This window comes from Spirulina major PCC 6313 (genome assembly GCF_001890765.1).
In the GTDB taxonomy this organism is placed as follows: Bacteria; Cyanobacteriota; Cyanobacteriia; order Cyanobacteriales; family Spirulinaceae; genus Spirulina; species Spirulina major.
This window is the reverse complement of the sequence record NZ_KV878783.1, coordinates 3,888,089-3,904,581: the sequence shown is the minus strand read 5'-3', so window position 1 is coordinate 3,904,581 and position 16,493 is coordinate 3,888,089. Positions and strand designations below refer to the sequence as shown.

Here is a 16,493-nt window from a genome sequence, read left to right as displayed (position 1 = left end):
GGATTCTGGGATCAAACAGCAATAGCAGGCAACGCCTGTCTGACATCACCTCACCCAATGGCTGAAGCCCCAGCCACTTTAATATTCATCGCCGCATTCTCATCCCGGTCATTCTCTGCCGAGCAACTGGGACACCGCCAATGGCGAGTCTCTAAATCCAGATGCTCCAAAATATGACCACAACTTGAACAGGTCTTGCTCGAAGGGAACCAGCGGTCAACATAGACCACCCGCTTCCCCTTCTTCGTCGCCACCCACTCCAGGATTTGCAGAAACTCCCGAAACGCCAAATCACTCACCTTACGCCCCCAGAGCCGCTGCATCGCCTTGAGGTTCAAGGTTTCAAAACACAGCACATCAAACTGATTCGTCAGGCGGTGAGCCAACTTCCAAAACCAGTCCCGCCGTCGATGGGCAATATCTTCATGCTTGCGGGCTAAGTTCAATCGGGCACGTTCTCGATTCGCTGAACCCTTTTGCTTACGGGACAACTCTCGACTCGCTTTGCGAACTGCATTGAGTGACTGCTTGAAGAACAAGGGTGCATCAAGATTGAACCCCTCCGAACAGGTCAGAAACGTCTTGAGTCCAAAATCAAAACCAGCAATGTTACCTGTCTCGGTTTTGACTTGGGGTTCTGACAGGGTATCTACCGTGACAATCATGAACAGTTCTCCCAAGGGAGTTCGTTTAATCGTCACGGTCTTGACCTTGCCCTCAATGGGACGAGAGTGCCAATATTGATAGACTTTGTTGCCAATCCTGACCCGGTTGCCACCGAGGAATTTGTACCCAGCTTGCTTGAGGGTGAAGGATTTGTACTTTCGGGTCTTCTTAAAGTTTGGCGGGTGAACGCCTTTTTTGTTGTGCTTGAAGAAGAGTTGATAGGCTTTCTCAATCCGTTGGCAGATATCCTGTACGGCTTGAGAACCCACTTGCAACCACCAGGGGTTCCGTTTACGGAGCTTGGCGATGTGTTTTTGTAGTCGGGCACAGTTCAAGTGCTTGCCCCACATTCGGTAGTACCGTTTGTGGAGGGCAACACAATGGTTGTAGATACGCCCTGCGGCATTGATTGTCCGGTAGTGCATTAGATTATTGTGGGGAAGGAGAGGATATCCTGCCAACTCCAGCGATGGTCAGTCAATCCTGCTCGTTGTGCCGCCGTGCTCTTGTAGCGACTGTGCTGCCAGATCCAGTTGAAATAACTCACCACTAAACGCACCGTCACCTTTGTCTGCTGCCACAGTTTGCCAAACTTGTTCTGTCGTCGATGCCACCTACCCGTCTGCTGCCTGATAATTCCATTGGTACGCTCCAACCGTTGCGTTTGGTCTTTGCCAATGTAGTGCTCAATTTCCAGCGGCAGTACCCGCTCATATCCTCCCCAGTTGTCACTATTCCATTGCTGGCAATGGGTCTTTCCCTCCGTGCTCACCACCAGTTCTTCAATCAGTTCATCGGTGTGTTTCCCCACTCGTGCTGTCAAGATTAACCCGCTCGAATCTGCCAAACTCATCGCAATCCAGCAATCGCCTACTTCAACTTCTTCGGGCAAGCATTGTTTGTTTTTTTTTCACGAATGACCACATCTCATCAGCACTCACGTCCTCCGTTTCCACGCCCTGCACTTGGTCGTTATGAACCAGCAAAGCTTTAGCACTGGCGGCACGAATAATACTGACCACGGTGTTATAGGCTAATCCGCTGATGCGGCTGACTCCTCGCAAGCTAGTGCCTTCACTGTGGGCTTGAAGTACTTGCTCAATCTGCTCCGGAGTAACATGGCGATAGTAGTAGAGGGTGTCAAAACTCTCGGCAAAGGTTTGCTGGCAGTGAGGGCAGAAGTAGCGTTGATGACCATTGGGCATTTTGCCGTGTTTGTGGGTTTTGGGATGACCGCAGAGCCGACATTCCATAGTTTTAGTGCAGTGGTAACGATTCCTCTACTTTACCAAACCCACATCATTTTGACGCACTACCGAATGATTTAAGACTCGTGACTTGCATGAGTATTATTACTTAATATAAGCCATCTGCCATGCTTCTCAAAGCGAGATCAATCGCCCCTGTCGCCAACATCTGAGGGTGAGGGCTTTCCGGGATCTGGTTAATTTTGTCAGTCAACCAGGGTGAGCAATGGGTTTAGCTGGAGGCGCTGGTGTAGAAGCGGAGGGCGAATTGCCAAAATTGGTGGGCAATGGCGAGGAGGGCGATCGCTAACCCCGCCGATCCCCAGAGCCAGATCGGTTCACCCCGTCCTAAAATCACCTCAGCAGGAATCGTCGTTAAAAACGCCACCGGGATCACAAAGGTAAAGAGCAGGCGATAGGTCGCGGGATAGGCCACCATCGGAAACCGCCCCGCTTCGAGCAGACCCCGCAGCACCTCTGTGACGTTGTAGATTTTCACAAACCAAATGCTCATCGCACCGAGCATGAACCACAAACTATAGAGAATCATCGCCCCACAGAGCAGGGGGAGCACGCCCGCGCCATAGTCGAACCAATGCAGGTGCAGTTGTGAGCCGCCGTAGAGAATAATCGCACCGCCGAAAATGAGATCCGGCACGCCCCAGGGGGACACCGTCCGGGTTGAGAGCCAAAATTGACTGCTAATCGGTTTGAGCAAGACAAAATCGAGGGTTCCTTCTTGCACCTGATCGACAATGCGATTCAGGTTGGGCACGAGGCAGGTGGCGGCAAAGCCTTGGAGGAGGGTGAACACGCCGAGGACGATCATCGCTTCGGGCCAGGTCCAGCCCTCGAATTCGTAGCCGGTGCGATAGAAGAGGAAGAGGCCGAAGAGGCTGCCGGTGAGGTTGAGGGAACTGCTGAGGAAGGCGATCGCAAAATTGATCCGGTATTCCAATTCCGCCGCGATCGCTGTGCTCCAAAACAGTCGTAATACAGTCCAATAGCGCATCAGGGGCATGGTTTGACGTTCCTTGACCGATCGTGAGATCTAGACATTAAAAAGGAAGCCCCAAGCTAACAAAATTTGTGAGCGATCGCCCAACACCCTTGTTACCTTAGGACTTCCTGTGCGTGAAATCCACGTTAAATCAGTTCACTGAAGCACTAGGATTCCGGGCCAATGGAAACATTCAGCTTCCGATAGGGCACAGAACTCATGCTCACCGTTGAGGTGGACACGCGGGGGGTGTTGACCCCTTTGGCACTACTGAGGCTCCGAGCCGCAGCCAAGAAGTTGGACGGATCGCCCGCCTTGGCTTGCTTCTCTTGGGGCACAAAGCGACGCACGGAATTTTGCCACACGATTTGAGGGAACCCAAAGATCGAGCGGTAGTAAGCGTCGTAACGCGGCGACTTGAGGTTAAAGGGCATTTCCCCTTGGTCACGGCTCGGCAAGGAGCGGCGACGTTGGTAGGGAACGATGGTATCGCCGAAGTTTTCGAGATATTCATCGGAATTGATTAATTCATCAATGAAGCCTTCGATCCCTTTGGTGGCAACGGTAATCGACCAGGCGATTTTTTCCCGCTCACTGTAGACATCACGACCTAAAACCCGTTGGACGGTTTGCTCAACGAACCGATAGTTGTTGTTGAGGTCGTAGAAGCTCCGTTTGTACCGATCAGACAGCACCAGGCCCCGCACAAACTGACGCACGCTGATGTTGCCGTTGCGCAGTTGGGATTCCAGCACCGCTTCGCGATCTGCCTTGAAGGCATGGAAGTACAGTTGCCGATAGGCCGCCTCAATGACGTTGCCCATATCTTCGCTAGACATCACACGATCCGTGGAGAAAATCACGGGTTGTTCGTCGGTGCCCACTTCGTATCCAGCTACGCGGCTGTTTTGACTGTTCGGCGCATAGTTTAGGAGAGGAATAGCCAATGTAAAACCTCCGTTTTCTTACAATTTTTTACAAAGTTTAACCCCTATCATAAAGGAGGGGGGAACGGAGCGTCGAAAAATCTTATTAATTCTTACAAAATGCGGCAGGGTGTGGGATTGGGGTGTATGACCCTGCTTGGGTTTGCTGGATTTTCGGAGCGACTTGGGGTGCGATCGCACAAGGGATGGAACCCGAAAGTTTGTAACAGTTTCAGGGGCAAAAAATTAATTTTTGTAAAGCAATATTCAGATTCAAACAGGTTCTATGCTTCAGCGTTTCTGCCGTAGCTGGAGTCCCAAGGCGTTCAGGGCGGTCTCAGGAATAACGGGGTCAAGGGGTGAGCCAACCAGAGCGTGAGGGGGATTTTGCAGGGTGTCAAAATTCGCTAGGCTGTGGATTAATGCAAAATAGTTTAGGGAGCGTGAGCCATGGCACGACGCAAGGCGAAAACCAAGAGATCAGTCCCCACATCATCTTCTTCCGGGCCAGCCCTTGCGCTGTCGTCGTTTCATGAGCAGTTGGCTGCCCTCAATGCCGATCGCGCTTGGCTGTTGAAGCAGATTCGCCGCAAGCGCACCGAACTGGATAATTTTATTAACGAGATGCGATCGCTGATCACCGAAATGTTTGAGCGATCCGCCGAACCGAGGGCAAAACTGGAAGCCCTCGACGAGGAGATTCACAGCCTGTTTACGGAGCTGTTCACCACGCGCAAATTTGGCAAACAGAGCTTAACTAAGATTCAACGCCTCTACCGATCGCTGCAATGGCAAGGGGTGCTGAGTGAGCGAGCGATTCCCGGCCAAGGGGACGACGATGCAGATCCATTTGGTAATCCGTTTGCGGACTTTGAGGGAATGTTTGACGATGACGACGATTCCCAGGGGTTTGACCCATCGGGAGCCGAAACCGGGGCGCGATCGCCCTCCGCACGGGATGCCGCCCCCGAAAATCAGCGCGAAATGCGCCAAACCTTTCTCCGCCTCGCCGCCAAATATCACCCCGATCGCGCCACCGATCAAGACACCCACAGCCAAAACACCGAAATCATGAAGGAAATCAACCGCGCCTATCAGGACGGAGATTTTGCGCGGCTGCTCGAATTGGAGCAGCAGAGTTTTGAGGACACTGTGACAGCGGTGGAACAGGGGGATGATGTGGAGCGCACCTGTGAAAAATTGCGCCAGGAAAATCAAAACCTGCGGAACCAATACGAGGGGATTAAGGCGGAATTGCGGCATTTGCGCAATCATACCCACGAAGGCGAAATGGTGACGGTCTACCGTCAGGCGAAGCGGCAACACATTGATATGTTTGAGCAGATGATCGAGGAGGCGGAGGCGGAGATCGACGGTTTAACAATAGTTCGGGATTTTGTCCGGGATTTTCGCGATCGCAAAATAACCATCAAACGATTTCTCCAAGGGCCGAGAGCAGCGGACGGCCCCCTCACCCCAGAAATGATGGCCCAACTCATGGAAGAGCAACTGGGCATCATCATCGATCCATCACAATTCTATTGATCTATGGCAATCCTATTTGATTCATGAACAGGCAAGGGGCTGAAGCTCCTTGTTGATGAGGAGATCAGAATCTCCGATTGATTTAGGATCGCCATAAATCAATGCTGGTGGACACTGGGGCCTGAATGCGGGTGTGGTGGTTATCCTGCCGTGGCCCAAGCTGCCAAGCGTTCACTCTTGCAGATACGCATGAGCCGCCAACGCCACCAAACCATTCACCAACGCCACCGCCACCCCAGGGCCACCCTTGCGGCTACTAACGCGAATATTGGCAACCATGGAATCCTGGAGGCGTTCTTTGGACACATCAGCATCCATGAAACCCGCTGCCGCCCCCACCACGAGGGCGGGCTGAATGTCTTCAGCTTCGATTAATTCAATTAAGACATTGAGGGCGGTAATGTCTTGGCCGACGACGAAAATAGCTTCAGGGTATTGGTTGGCGAGGGAAACCATGCCTTGGGCAACGAGGGATCGCGGGTCTTGGGCATCGGGGGGGACGGCGCTGGCACAGAAAACGGGATTACAAAAGGTGCTTTGGATGGTGGGGAGAATGCCGGTCATGACCATGGGCACATCAACAATAATGGCGCTGCGGGCAGCGAGGGCGGCGGCTCCCGATGCGATCGCACCTTCGGCAAAGCCCGATAGCCCGGCATAATCGAGATCCCCCGTATGATAGACCACCCGCCGGACGAGTTCATATTCAGCGGGGCGAAAGCGGTGCGAGCCGATCTCACGATCCACAATGGCTAACCCCTGCACATCCGCAATCGACCATTCCATCATCTTGGCCCTCACCCAAAAACTCTTTTCATTTTAGGAGCCTCTGGGACGAATCGCCCCTGAGTTAAAGCTCAATCCCCAACTTCAGGGCTGGGTTATTCTCCCAGCGATCGGCCACATGGGCATAAATACAAGTGGTGCGGGGATCGGCATGGCCGAGGAGGTCTTGGACTTGGCGCAGTTCCGCCCCGGCGCGGAGGGCGAGGGTTCCGGCGGTGTGGCGGAGACTGTGGGCGGAAATGGTGCGCCCGGCGGCGTGCTTGAGGTGGGTGGCGGTGAGGTGGCGATCGACGATCAGCCGGATACCGCGCCGAGAGAGGCGTTTTCCTTTGGCTCGATTGCCGACGGCGATAAAGAGGGGGGTTTGGGTGGTGAAGCGTTCGCCGCGATCGCGCCGCATATCGAGATACGTCATTAAGACCTGGGCAATAGCGGGGGTGAGGGGGACGATGCGAATATTGCGTTTGCCTTCGACGCGGATGCCGTAGTTTTGGCCCTGTTGGAGGACGTTCACCACATTGGCGCGGTGCAGTTCGACGGTGCGGGGGCCTTCGAGGGCCATGATCGCCAGCAGGGCGCGATCGCGCAACCGTTGTAATTCCGCCGTTGGGGTAATCCCGGCATCGGGCCAGGGCACAGCGGCCAAAAGTCGCTCCACTTCTGATGTTTCAAGAAAGGTAATCCGTTCAGCGGGGTCACGTTTTTCGCGGGGGGGACGGACTCCTAAGGCTGGGTTAAACGGAACCAGGCCCCGATTCACCGCTGCTTGGTAAAAACGCCGCACCACTGAGAGTTTGAGCGCCACTGTGGCCGGTTTGAATTGCTGATCTTGCACCAGCCAATAGCGATAGCGTTTAATATCGTCCTGTACCAGTTGCCCCGGATCGAGGTTGTGGCGATCGCACCATCCTAAAAACTGCTGCACCTGACGGCGGTAGGTCTGCACCGTATCCAAGGCTGCATCCCCGGCTCCCACATCCAGATTGAGAAAATCCCCGAAGGCCGCCAAGAGGCGATCGCGGCTCACCAAAGGACTTGATACCGTGGACAATTCCATAGGGATAGGGAGGGGGCAAGATCTTCACCAGTATAGCCGGGCGGTGGAAGGTGCGATCGCCGCCGGGATTCCCAAAAACCGCATAAATTCTCGGATACAGTAAAAGCACGAATATGGCTGTAGTACCAGACACACGATCAAAAAATTTAGACCCATGGACGCAACCCCACAGTTTAAAAAACGGCTCATTGTCTGTTGTGATGGAACCTGGCAACGCCTCGAAAGCCCCTATCCCACCAACGTTGTCAAAATAGCCCAAGGCATTACCCCCCTAGATAGCCAAGGCATTCCCCAAATTGTTTTCTATGACGAAGGCGTTGGCACAGAAAGCAAGGTGCGAAAGTGGACTGGGGGCATTGCCGGCAAGGGGATTGACTGCAATATTCAGGATGGCTATCGGTTTTTGAGCCTTAATTATGTGCCCGGCGATGAAATTTATCTGTTCGGGTTTAGTCGTGGTGCTTACACCGTCCGGAGTTTGGCGGGCATGATCAGCCTCTTGGGACTCGTCACCCGCGACAACATTCGCCGTGCGCCCCAGGCCTACGAGCTTTACCGCCAACGGAGTCGCGATCGCCACGACAGTTCAGCACACCGCCACAATGCCGCCATCGAAGCATTTCGCACCCAATACAGTCAGACTACCCCCATCACCTTACTGGGCTGTTGGGATACCGTCGGCGCGTTGGGGGTTCCCAACTTAATCAATGGTGTGCCCCTCGATCGGTTCTTGAATCGGGAGCAGTATCGCTTTCACGATACAAAACTAGGGGCACAGATTGAAAATGCAGCCCATGCGATCGCCATCGATGAATACCGCACCACCTTTGATGCCACCCTCATGGAACGTCAGCAGGGAGATCCACGCCCCCTCCATCAAGTCTTGTTCCCCGGCGATCATGGCTGCGTTGGCGGCGGCACCCAAGCCAATGCCCCCTTATCCAATGCCGCCCTCCTGTGGATGATCGAACAAGCGAAAGCCCTCGGATTAGACTTTGATCTCACCTGCATTGGCGAGCTAAAGGTCAATCCAACCCTCGATCGGGACTTTAAACCACAGGGATTTTGGTCACTTTTTCCACCCCACTATCGAACCGTGAAGCGATCGCAGGCTGCACTGCATAGCAGTGTGATCACCCGTTGGCGAAATTTGGAGCAGTATAGACCCCGCAACTTACAGGCATTCCAAGCTGAGTTAAGCCCCCAGCCCCCAGCATCCTAAAGGAATACATCTCAGTTACGGTCAATCCTCTGTCGTGCGAGCTTCTCGCTCGCTATGGATTGGCCAGTTCATGAGAGAAAGCAGCGAGCCAGAGGCTCGCACTCCCATTGCGTTGAGCTTCTGTCGTGCGAGCTTCTCGCTCGCTGCCCTGACGGAGTAGCCCACCGGGAGGGGACAACTCAAAAAGTGACACAGGTTGACACCTGCGATCGCCCCTCCCCCTTTGATAATGCAGCGATGATTTAGCCAATCAGACTGGCAAAGGTCGCCCCAAGCGTCAAGAATACGAGCAAAAACCGTGAAGATTCTTTGCACTCCTTAAGACTGTGATACGATTTGGGTGAAACCAAGCAACCGTCAAAACGCTGATCAGACGCATGATAGAGAGTCATAGAGGAGCACAACCAGCATGAGCAACGCACAACACACCGTGACCCCTCAGCGCCCTCTGCATCGACCCATCCGCATCGGCGTTATTGGCGTAGGCAACATGGGTCAACATCATACCCGCGTCCTTAGTTTGCTCAAAGACGTGGAACTGATGGGCATCTCTGACCTCAACGTCGAGCGCGGTCTCGACACTGCCAGCAAATACCGCATCCGTTTTTTTGAAAACTATCACGACCTCTTTCCCCACGTGGATGCCGTCTGTGTTGCCGTCCCCACCCGGCTGCACCATCGGGTCGGTATGGATTGCCTCCGCGCTGGGGTTCACGTCCTGATCGAAAAACCGATCGCCGCCAGTATTACCGAAGCCGAATCCCTCGTCAATGCCGCCGCCGAATCCCATTGCATTCTCCAAGTCGGCCACATTGAACGCTTTAACCCCGCCTTCCAAGAATTGAGCAAAGTCCTGGCCACAGAGGAATTACTAGCGATCGAGGCCCATCGCATGAGTCCCTATTCCGATCGCGCCAATGATGTGTCCGTCGTCTTGGATCTGATGATCCATGACATTGATTTAATGCTGGAATTGGCGAAATCGTCCGTGGTCAAAGTCACCGCCAGCGGTAGCCGGGCCTCCGATTCCGGCTATCTCGACTACGTCACCGCCACCCTCGGCTTTGCCAATGGCATCGTCGCCACCCTCACCTCTAGCAAAGTCACCCACCGCAAAATCCGCCGCATTGCCGCCCATTGTAAACATTCCCTCACCGAAGCAGATTTTCTCAATAACGAAATCCTCATCCACCGCCAAACTACCGCCAACTGCATGACGGACTACGGCCAAGTCCTCTACCGTCAGGACGGCCTAATCGAAAAAGTCTACACCAGCAATATTGAACCCCTCCACGCCGAGCTAGAACATTTTGTGAACTGTGTGCGCGGTGGCGAAAAACCCTCGGTGGGGGGTGAACAAGCTTTAAAAGCGTTACGTTTAGCGAGTGCGATCGAAAAGATGGCCCTTGATGGCCAAGTGTGGCACAACGAAGATTGGCAACCCAGCCAAAGCGCGGTGCAAAACTCGAATAGTGCGATCGCTAACGCCTAACGCGCTCCAAGCGAAAAACCCCATGCTCGTTAGGCAAGCAGAGCCTCCCTGGTGAACATGACCCAGCAGAGCCAGGCCATGAGAGTTTAAATTGACAGCTTGTTCAGACATCATCACAGACAGATCAAAAGCCCCTCGCCCCGTGCGACTGCTGATCTGATCCATCAGTGAGCATGAGTCTGCCGAACCCCGATCCGCCAAGAACTGAAGGTCTTGGCTCAGAGCGAAAGTAGGCTGAAGCCTACTCTGGAAACCGTTAAAACGGGTTTTCGCTCTGAGGCGGGGATTTCATCTCCCCGACTGGGGGAAACCACTGCTTGGGTTATGGATAATAGCCCCGTGGGAGAAGGGTTTGGGGTGAGGGCAATGGGTGAACAAGCTGTAAACCGCCATCAATATGATTAACTGAAGAACGGTTAAATAATTATGGCAAGACAGCATTATGTATGACGTGTATGGGATTGGGAATGCGCTGGTGGATATGGAATATGAGGTCACACCGGAGCAACTCGCCGACCTGAACATAGACAAAGGCGTGATGACCCTGGTGGATGAATTACGCCAGGGGGAAATTACCGCCGCCCTCAAGAATTTAGAGCCGAAAAAAACCAGCGGGGGATCGTCGGCGAATACCCTCGTGACCGTGGCGCAATTGGGGGGGAAGGGGTTTTATTCCTGTAAGGTGGCCAACGATGAAACGGGCGGTTTTTTTATGGCGGATCTGCTCGAATGTGGCCTAGATACGAATTTGCAACATCAACACCGGGGTGATGGGATCACGGGGAAATGTTTGGTGTTGGTTACGCCCGATGCCGATCGCACCATGAATACGTTTCTCGGTATTTCCGGGGCGATTTCCACCACCGAAATTGATCAGCGGGCCTTGAATCAGTCGAAATATATCTACACCGAAGGCTATTTAGTCACCTCTCCCACGGGTAAAGAGGCAGCGGTGGCGGCGTTGATTTTGGGGAAAACGGCGGGGGCGAAAACGAGTTTTTCCCTCTCTGATCCGAACATGGCGAAGTTTTTCCGGCCGGGGCTGTTGGAGATTATCGGTTCTGGGGTGGATCTTTTGTTTGCCAATGAATCCGAGGCGTTGGAACTGGCCCAAACTGAGAGTCTGGAGGATGCGATCGCTTACCTCAAAACCATTTCCCAAACCTTCGCCCTCACCCAAGGCCCCCAAGGCTCCCTTGTTTTCGATGGCGACACCCTCCACGAAATCCCGGCGGTGGTTGTGGATGCGATCGACACCGTCGGCGCGGGCGACACCTACGCCGGGGCCTTCCTCTACGGCATCACCCACGGCATGGACTACGCCGCTGCGGGTCATCTCGCCTCCCAAGCCGCCGCCAAGGTCGTGACCCAATACGGCCCCCGCTTGGCTCCGGAGGTACTACCCGCCCTCCTCATCGCTTAACAGCCTTTCTCCAAACCCGTTAAGATCGCCCAAGAACACCCACCCCTAGAAAAACCTATGGAATTTGAGGCTGCCACATCTGCCGATGCCGTCATCAAGCAAAATCTAGAACAATTTTTAGTGGTGCTCACCGTGTCCCTCAGTGTGGCGACGGTGTCTCGAATTTTTAGCTGGTTTCGCCGCATTCCCTATACCCTGCTCTTGGTGATTGTGGGCTTGGGGTTGGCGTTTGTAAATGTGCGCTTGGTGAACCTGTCGCCGGAATTGATTTTAGAAATATTTCTGCCGCCCCTGTTGTTTGAGGCGGCGTGGAATATTCGCTGGCGGGATCTACAAGAAAGTTTGGTTCCGGTGGGGTTGTTTGCGATCGCCGGTGTGATTATCTCAATCCTCGGTGTTGCCCTCCCCGTTAGCCAATTTACCGGCCTCTCCCTCCCCATCGCCCTGCTGCTGGGGGCGAGCCTCGCCGCCACCGATCCCGTCTCCGTCGTCGCCCTCTTTCGGGAACTGGGAGCCGGGAAACGCCTCACCACAGTGATGGAAGGGGAAAGCCTTTTTAATGATGGCGTGGCGGTGGTGGCATTCCTGCTGTTGGTGGGGATTCCCTTGGGTGTGGAAGAATTTTCGATTCCCGTCACGGTGGCCCGGTTTGGCACATTCGTGGGGATTGGGGCGGGGTTGGGCTGTTTAATTGGTTATGGCATTTCCTACCTGACGCAGCGGTTTGACTTTCCCCTTGTCGAACAATCCTTAACCCTCGTTTCTGCCTACGGAACCTATCTCCTCGTGGAGGAATTGGGGGGATCGGGGGTGATTGGGGTGGTAACGGTGGGGCTAATTTTGGGGAATTTTGGCTCTCGAATTGGCATGAACCCCCGGACGCGCTTGATTGTCTCGGAATTTTGGGAGTTTCTCGCCTTTTTTGTCAATTCCATCGTGTTTTTGCTGATTGGCGATCAGATTAACTTTGGCAGTTTGAGTAAGAATCTGGATCTGATTGCGATCGCCATCCTCACCGTCGTCGGCACGCGCTTCGTGGTCATTTTCGGTCTCGGCTACCTCAGCAACGCCCTCAAGGGCAGCACCTTCAACTGGCGCGAATTTACCGTGCTCTGGTGGGGCGGCCTGCGGGGCGGCGTATCCATTGCCTTGGCCCTCAGTGTCCCCACGATCCTCGACGGTCGCCAAGAAATTATCGATGCCGTCTTTGGGGTGGTGCTGTTCACACTCCTCGTGCAGGGACTGACCACACAGGTTTTTCTCAAACGGTTGGATCTAGTGGGAGATCAACCCCAACGCCAGGCCTATTCCGAAGCGATCGCCCGCCGTACCGCCCTCAATCGCGTTCTCAATTTCCTCGCTGAGGTGGAACAATCCCCCGACATTGACCCCGACTTCTACCGCTATCAACAGCAACTGGTGCGCGGCCAACTGCGGGACGTGGAAGACGGGATCACCAAACTGCAAACCCAAAACCCCCAACTCCTCGCCATCACCATGGAGCAACTCCGCGAAGAACTCGTGGACATCGAAGCAGACACCTACGCCGAATATATTCGCGCCGGTCGCCTCAATCGCAACCTGTCTCCCGTTCTTCAAAGCGTGTTGGATCAAGCGATTGAAAAGGTAATGACGGAGGATGAGGCCTAAGCTCGCATCCGGTGGTTGATCGAACGTCTAGAGATGCGATCGCTAGTTACTACGTGGGGCTTGGCTTGATCGTAGGGCTACGGCACAGCTAAAATAATGTTTAATGATAGGGTAGGTTAGGCGGCTTGAACTCCCGCTATTACTGCACTCTAGTAATCCGCCGTAATCCACTAATTAAAACGTGTCATGTTGCTCTGGGAGCGATCGCCCAAATCTTAAGACAATCTAAACATTTACGTCATTTCACCCCCAGGTCTTGCACATTGGCACCACTTTAAGATAGATAAATATGCAGTGAACCTCACTTCTTTAGGGTCTCCCCCTCGTGAAAATTGTCAGCATGGGAGACAACAGGACAACATTTAAAACCACTACCTCAATAAAACTGAAAGAAAGCGTATGACTCAACAAGTTGCTCACCCGATGGTGAAGTTACAACGCAAAGTGCGCTCATTGGTGGATTCCAATATCCTCAAGCCGGGCGATAATATTTGGAAAATTGCGTTCCTCTACGGCGACGATTGGAGCTTCTGGAAGCATGAACTCCTTGAGTTTGGCTTTTCGATGCAAGATCCCGTCAGTGAAATTCTCCTCGTGGAAGCCTGGGATGAAGATTAAAGCGTTGTAATGCTGGGATCACTCCATTGCATAGATAAGAAGTGGTAATGTATCTCTGCATTAAGCATCAATACCATAATGATCGAATGTGATCCCATGGCAAGTTAATTCAATTTAATTTCAAAAAAAGGCCACGATCGCGGCCTTTTTTTTGAAACCTGAACCCCTTGGGACGCTGGGTATTTCATGGATCGTCGGGATGAGGAGATGCGATCGCAGAGATAGATCCCCCAAAAAATACACCGCCATCCCTGCTGCATAATGCGCTGCACCGGGCTGGCCCCCGTCTTGATCCCCAGATTTCCACACGGTCACGACTCTTACGACAACCCTTAAACAACGGCGATCGCTTCATCAATTTTCTTGAAAGAGTATGAAGCTTGTGGGGGTTCGCCGAGGGACTTCCTATCATGGGACATGAGGTAGAAGGCCATAACTCTCCCCCATTAAGTTGAGGGCGGGCCGATGGACTGTTTCTATCCTCAGGCTGTAACGGAGGGCCATCCATGGTCGCAACAGAAAGTTCCACATCCCCCCATCAGACTCTCGATCGAGACTGTACCACCCTATCTCGCCATGTGCTTCAGCAACTGATGAAAACCGGCAAGGCCTCGTCATTACTGGCCCCCGAAGCCCAAGACATCAGTGCCATCATGAATCGCCTCGGCCTCGCCGCGAAATTAATTTCCCGGCGGCTTAGTCAGGCCGGACTCATGGCTAATGCTTTGGGGTTTACCGGTGATGTGAATGTCCAAGGTGAATCCGTCAAGCGGATGGATTGGTATGCCAATGAGGTGTTTATCTCCGTGTTCAAGCAGAGTGGCCTGATCTGTCGCCTCGCCTCGGAAGAAATGGAAGACCCCTACTACATTCCGGAAAACTGCCCCATTGGTCGCTACACCCTACTTTACGACCCCATTGATGGCTCCTCCAATGTAGACATTAACCTCAATGTTGGGTCAATTTTCTCAATCCGGCAGCAGGAAGGTGATGACCTCGATGGCAAAGCCACGGATCTACTTCAAAACGGCCACAAGCAAATTGCAGCGGGCTATATGCTCTACGGCCCGGCAACGGTGCTGGTGTATTCCGTCGGCGATGGGGTGCATTCGTTCTTCCTCGACCCCAGTTTAGGCGAATTTATTCTCGCGGAGGAATATGTCAAGATTCCCGAACATGGCCCGGTGTACAGCGTCAATGAAGGGAATTTCTGGGCCTGGGAAGATTCCCTCCGGGATTACATTCGCTACGTCCATCGCCATGAAGGATACACGGCTCGCTACAGTGGCGCGTTGGTGGGAGATATTCACCGAATCTTAATGCAAGGGGGGGTATTTCTGTATCCGGGAACACGGAGCAAACCGGATGGTAAGTTACGCTTGCTGTATGAATCGGCTCCCTTGGCCTACTTGATTGAGCAGGCAGGGGGACGAGCCAGCACTGGACTCGGCCCATTGATGGATGTGGTTCCCAGTGAATTACATCAACGCACACCGCTGATCATCGGTTCCCAGGAGGATGTGCAGTTAGTGGAATCTTTTATTCAAGATCGGGCGAACCGCGATCGCCCGTAATTTCAGAGTTTAACGATTCTCTGTTCGACACCATCGCAGAGATCTTAACTATCGATGTCGCATTGTTATGACCAGGAGTATTGACCCAATGACCATTACTAACCCTATTTTGGCGATCGCTAAAGACTATGGCCAAAGTATCTGGATGGATAATCTCAGCCGAGATTTAATCGCATCCGGGCAGCTTAAGGAGTTGATTGCCTCACGGGGCATCTGTGGGATTACCTCTAATCCGGCTATTTTTGAAAAAGCGATCGCGGGCAACAAAATCTACGACGCGGATATTGCGGCGGGGATCAAAGCCGGAAAATCAATCACGGAGATTTATGAATCCCTTGTGTTTGACGATATTCGAGCCGCCTGCGATATTTTCAAGCCGGTCTATGATGCCACGGAGGGTCAAGACGGCTATGTGAGTATTGAAGTCCCGCCGACGATCGCCAAAGATACCGACACCACCATCCGCGAGGCCCGGCGCTATGCCGAGGCGATCGGCCGCGAGAATGTGATGATCAAAATCCCTGGCACGCCGGAAGGGTTGCCCGCCGTGACGGCGACGATCGCAGCGGGGATCAGTGTCAATGTGACGCTGCTCTTTTCGGTGCAGAGCTACATTGAGACGGCGTGGGCTTATATTGCGGGTCTTGAACAGCGGGCCGCAGCGGGCCACGAGATTGGCTCGATTAAGTCTGTGGCGAGTTTCTTCCTCAGCCGGATCGATAGCAATATTGACGATCGCCTTGATGCCAAACTTGCCGCTGGGGTGGATGAGGCCACCGCAGCGAAATTGCAGGGATTGAAGGGCAAAATTGCGATCGCCAATGCCAAGATCGCCTATCAAAAATACAAAGAGATTTTCAGTAGCGATCGCTGGCAAGCCCTCGTAGCGCAAGGCGCGACTGTGCAACGCCTGCTTTGGGCCAGCACCAGCACCAAAAACCCCACCTACAGCGATGTGATGTACGTGGATGAACTCGTCGGGCCCAACACCGTCAACACCCTGCCCCCCAACACCATCGAAGCCTGCGCCGACCACTGCGACCCGGCGAACCGGATCGAAACGGACTTAAGCACGGCCGAAGGTGCGATCGCGACCCTTGCCGATCCCGACGTGGCGATCGACCTTGATGCCGTCATGGACGAACTCTTAGCCGAAGGCATCGACAAATTCGTCAAACCCTTTGAATCCCTGATGGATTCCCTCGCTGCCAAAGTTGATCAGCTTGCCCCCGTCCCCTAACCCGGCGCGGCGGGAGATTCGTCTCCTCCCGCCCACCCTCCCCCGTC

15 protein-coding genes are annotated in these 16,493 nt (G+C 53.6%); 8 read left to right on the top strand and 7 right to left on the bottom strand.

The features are described 5' to 3' along the window. Positions 1-50: 50 nt before the first annotated feature. The 4 genes from SPI6313_RS17250 to SPI6313_RS17230 all read right to left on the bottom strand — a co-directional run bounded on the left by SPI6313_RS17250 (position 51) and on the right by SPI6313_RS17230 (position 3,860). Complete coding sequence (locus SPI6313_RS17250) at positions 51-1,091, bottom strand: RNA-guided endonuclease InsQ/TnpB family protein (protein WP_072622104.1); 1,041 nt, start codon at positions 1,089-1,091, stop codon at positions 51-53. Further along, positions 1,091-1,919, bottom strand: a protein-coding gene (locus SPI6313_RS22480) for an IS1 family transposase (protein ID WP_139276489.1) whose coding sequence is annotated in 2 segments (ribosomal slippage) — positions 1,091-1,567 and positions 1,569-1,919 — 828 coding nt in all. Because the reading frame shifts where the segments join, the coding sequence is not laid out codon by codon here. Before SPI6313_RS22480 ends, SPI6313_RS17250 begins: the two co-directional genes overlap by 1 nt. Positions 1,920-2,145: 226 nt before the next feature. Then, positions 2,146-2,925: an ABC transporter permease gene (locus SPI6313_RS17235; RefSeq protein WP_084669218.1), complete on the bottom strand. Its 780-nt coding sequence runs from the start codon at positions 2,923-2,925 to the stop codon at positions 2,146-2,148. 155 nt (positions 2,926-3,080) lie between these two features. Continuing rightward, complete coding sequence (locus tag SPI6313_RS17230; protein ID WP_072622103.1) at positions 3,081-3,860, bottom strand: phycobilisome rod-core linker polypeptide; 780 nt, start codon at positions 3,858-3,860, stop codon at positions 3,081-3,083. Between the two features lie 429 nt (positions 3,861-4,289). Between SPI6313_RS17230 and SPI6313_RS17225 the strand changes: the two genes are divergently transcribed. Further along, on the top strand, positions 4,290-5,384 hold the full coding sequence (locus SPI6313_RS17225; RefSeq protein ID WP_072622102.1) for a J domain-containing protein: 1,095 nt from the start codon (positions 4,290-4,292) through the stop codon (positions 5,382-5,384). Between the two features lie 171 nt (positions 5,385-5,555). Here SPI6313_RS17225 and SPI6313_RS17220 read toward each other — a convergent pair whose 3' ends face one another. Next, positions 5,556-6,170, bottom strand: coding sequence for a precorrin-8X methylmutase (locus SPI6313_RS17220; protein ID WP_072622101.1), 615 nt, complete (start codon positions 6,168-6,170; stop codon positions 5,556-5,558). Between the two features lie 64 nt (positions 6,171-6,234). After that, complete coding sequence (locus SPI6313_RS17215) at positions 6,235-7,227, bottom strand: tyrosine-type recombinase/integrase (protein WP_072622100.1); 993 nt, start codon at positions 7,225-7,227, stop codon at positions 6,235-6,237. A gap of 154 nt (positions 7,228-7,381) precedes the next feature. Between SPI6313_RS17215 and SPI6313_RS17210 the strand changes: the two genes are divergently transcribed. The 5 genes from SPI6313_RS17210 to SPI6313_RS17190 all read left to right on the top strand — a co-directional run bounded on the left by SPI6313_RS17210 (position 7,382) and on the right by SPI6313_RS17190 (position 13,632). Then, the gene (locus SPI6313_RS17210) at positions 7,382-8,449 is read left to right on the top strand and encodes a DUF2235 domain-containing protein (RefSeq protein ID WP_072622099.1); all 1,068 of its coding nucleotides are present in this window, start codon (positions 7,382-7,384) and stop codon (positions 8,447-8,449) included. A 409-nt stretch (positions 8,450-8,858) separates the two neighbouring features. After that, on the top strand, positions 8,859-9,941 hold the full coding sequence (locus SPI6313_RS17205; protein WP_072622098.1) for a Gfo/Idh/MocA family protein: 1,083 nt from the start codon (positions 8,859-8,861) through the stop codon (positions 9,939-9,941). 442 nt (positions 9,942-10,383) lie between these two features. Then, positions 10,384-11,364 (top strand): adenosine kinase, encoded by a 981-nt coding sequence (locus SPI6313_RS17200; RefSeq protein WP_072622097.1) that lies wholly within the window; start codon positions 10,384-10,386, stop codon positions 11,362-11,364. Between the two features lie 57 nt (positions 11,365-11,421). Next, a complete protein-coding gene (locus SPI6313_RS17195; protein ID WP_072622096.1) occupies positions 11,422-13,014 on the top strand; it encodes a cation:proton antiporter in 1,593 nt (530 codons plus the stop codon). A 399-nt stretch (positions 13,015-13,413) separates the two neighbouring features. After that, positions 13,414-13,632 carry a DUF4327 family protein gene (locus SPI6313_RS17190; protein ID WP_072622095.1) on the top strand — a complete coding sequence of 73 codons (219 nt, stop codon included), beginning with the start codon at positions 13,414-13,416 and terminating at the stop codon, positions 13,630-13,632. 120 nt (positions 13,633-13,752) lie between these two features. Here SPI6313_RS17190 and SPI6313_RS17185 read toward each other — a convergent pair whose 3' ends face one another. Continuing rightward, positions 13,753-13,947, bottom strand: a complete 195-nt coding sequence (locus SPI6313_RS17185; RefSeq protein ID WP_072622094.1) for a hypothetical protein — start codon at positions 13,945-13,947, stop codon at positions 13,753-13,755. 191 nt (positions 13,948-14,138) lie between these two features. Here SPI6313_RS17185 and fbp point away from each other — a divergent pair, with 191 nt between their 5' ends. Both fbp and tal read left to right on the top strand, forming a co-directional pair. After that, the gene (fbp, locus tag SPI6313_RS17180; protein WP_072622093.1) at positions 14,139-15,206 is read left to right on the top strand and encodes a class 1 fructose-bisphosphatase; all 1,068 of its coding nucleotides are present in this window, start codon (positions 14,139-14,141) and stop codon (positions 15,204-15,206) included. 88 nt (positions 15,207-15,294) lie between these two features. Then, positions 15,295-16,446: a transaldolase gene (gene tal / locus SPI6313_RS17175; protein WP_072622092.1), complete on the top strand. Its 1,152-nt coding sequence runs from the start codon at positions 15,295-15,297 to the stop codon at positions 16,444-16,446. Positions 16,447-16,493 lie beyond the last annotated feature (47 nt).

What these genes read in the sequence shown, in the direction of transcription:
- SPI6313_RS17250 (WP_072622104.1), bottom strand. Translation starts at nt 1,091, where the DNA reads ATGCACTACCGGACAATCAATGCCGCAGGGCGTATCTACAACCATTGT.
- SPI6313_RS17235 (WP_084669218.1), bottom strand. Translation starts at nt 2,925, where the DNA reads ATGCGCTATTGGACTGTATTACGACTGTTTTGGAGCACAGCGATCGCG.
- SPI6313_RS17225 (WP_072622102.1), top strand. Translation starts at nt 4,290, where the DNA reads ATGGCACGACGCAAGGCGAAAACCAAGAGATCAGTCCCCACATCATCT.
- SPI6313_RS17220 (WP_072622101.1), bottom strand. Translation starts at nt 6,170, where the DNA reads ATGGAATGGTCGATTGCGGATGTGCAGGGGTTAGCCATTGTGGATCGT.
- SPI6313_RS17215 (WP_072622100.1), bottom strand. Translation starts at nt 7,227, where the DNA reads ATGGAATTGTCCACGGTATCAAGTCCTTTGGTGAGCCGCGATCGCCTC.
- SPI6313_RS17210 (WP_072622099.1), top strand. Translation starts at nt 7,382, where the DNA reads ATGGACGCAACCCCACAGTTTAAAAAACGGCTCATTGTCTGTTGTGAT.
- SPI6313_RS17205 (WP_072622098.1), top strand. Translation starts at nt 8,859, where the DNA reads ATGAGCAACGCACAACACACCGTGACCCCTCAGCGCCCTCTGCATCGA.
- SPI6313_RS17200 (WP_072622097.1), top strand. Translation starts at nt 10,384, where the DNA reads ATGTATGACGTGTATGGGATTGGGAATGCGCTGGTGGATATGGAATAT.
- SPI6313_RS17195 (WP_072622096.1), top strand. Translation starts at nt 11,422, where the DNA reads ATGGAATTTGAGGCTGCCACATCTGCCGATGCCGTCATCAAGCAAAAT.
- SPI6313_RS17190 (WP_072622095.1), top strand. Translation starts at nt 13,414, where the DNA reads ATGACTCAACAAGTTGCTCACCCGATGGTGAAGTTACAACGCAAAGTG.
- fbp (WP_072622093.1), top strand. Translation starts at nt 14,139, where the DNA reads ATGGTCGCAACAGAAAGTTCCACATCCCCCCATCAGACTCTCGATCGA.
- tal (WP_072622092.1), top strand. Translation starts at nt 15,295, where the DNA reads ATGACCATTACTAACCCTATTTTGGCGATCGCTAAAGACTATGGCCAA.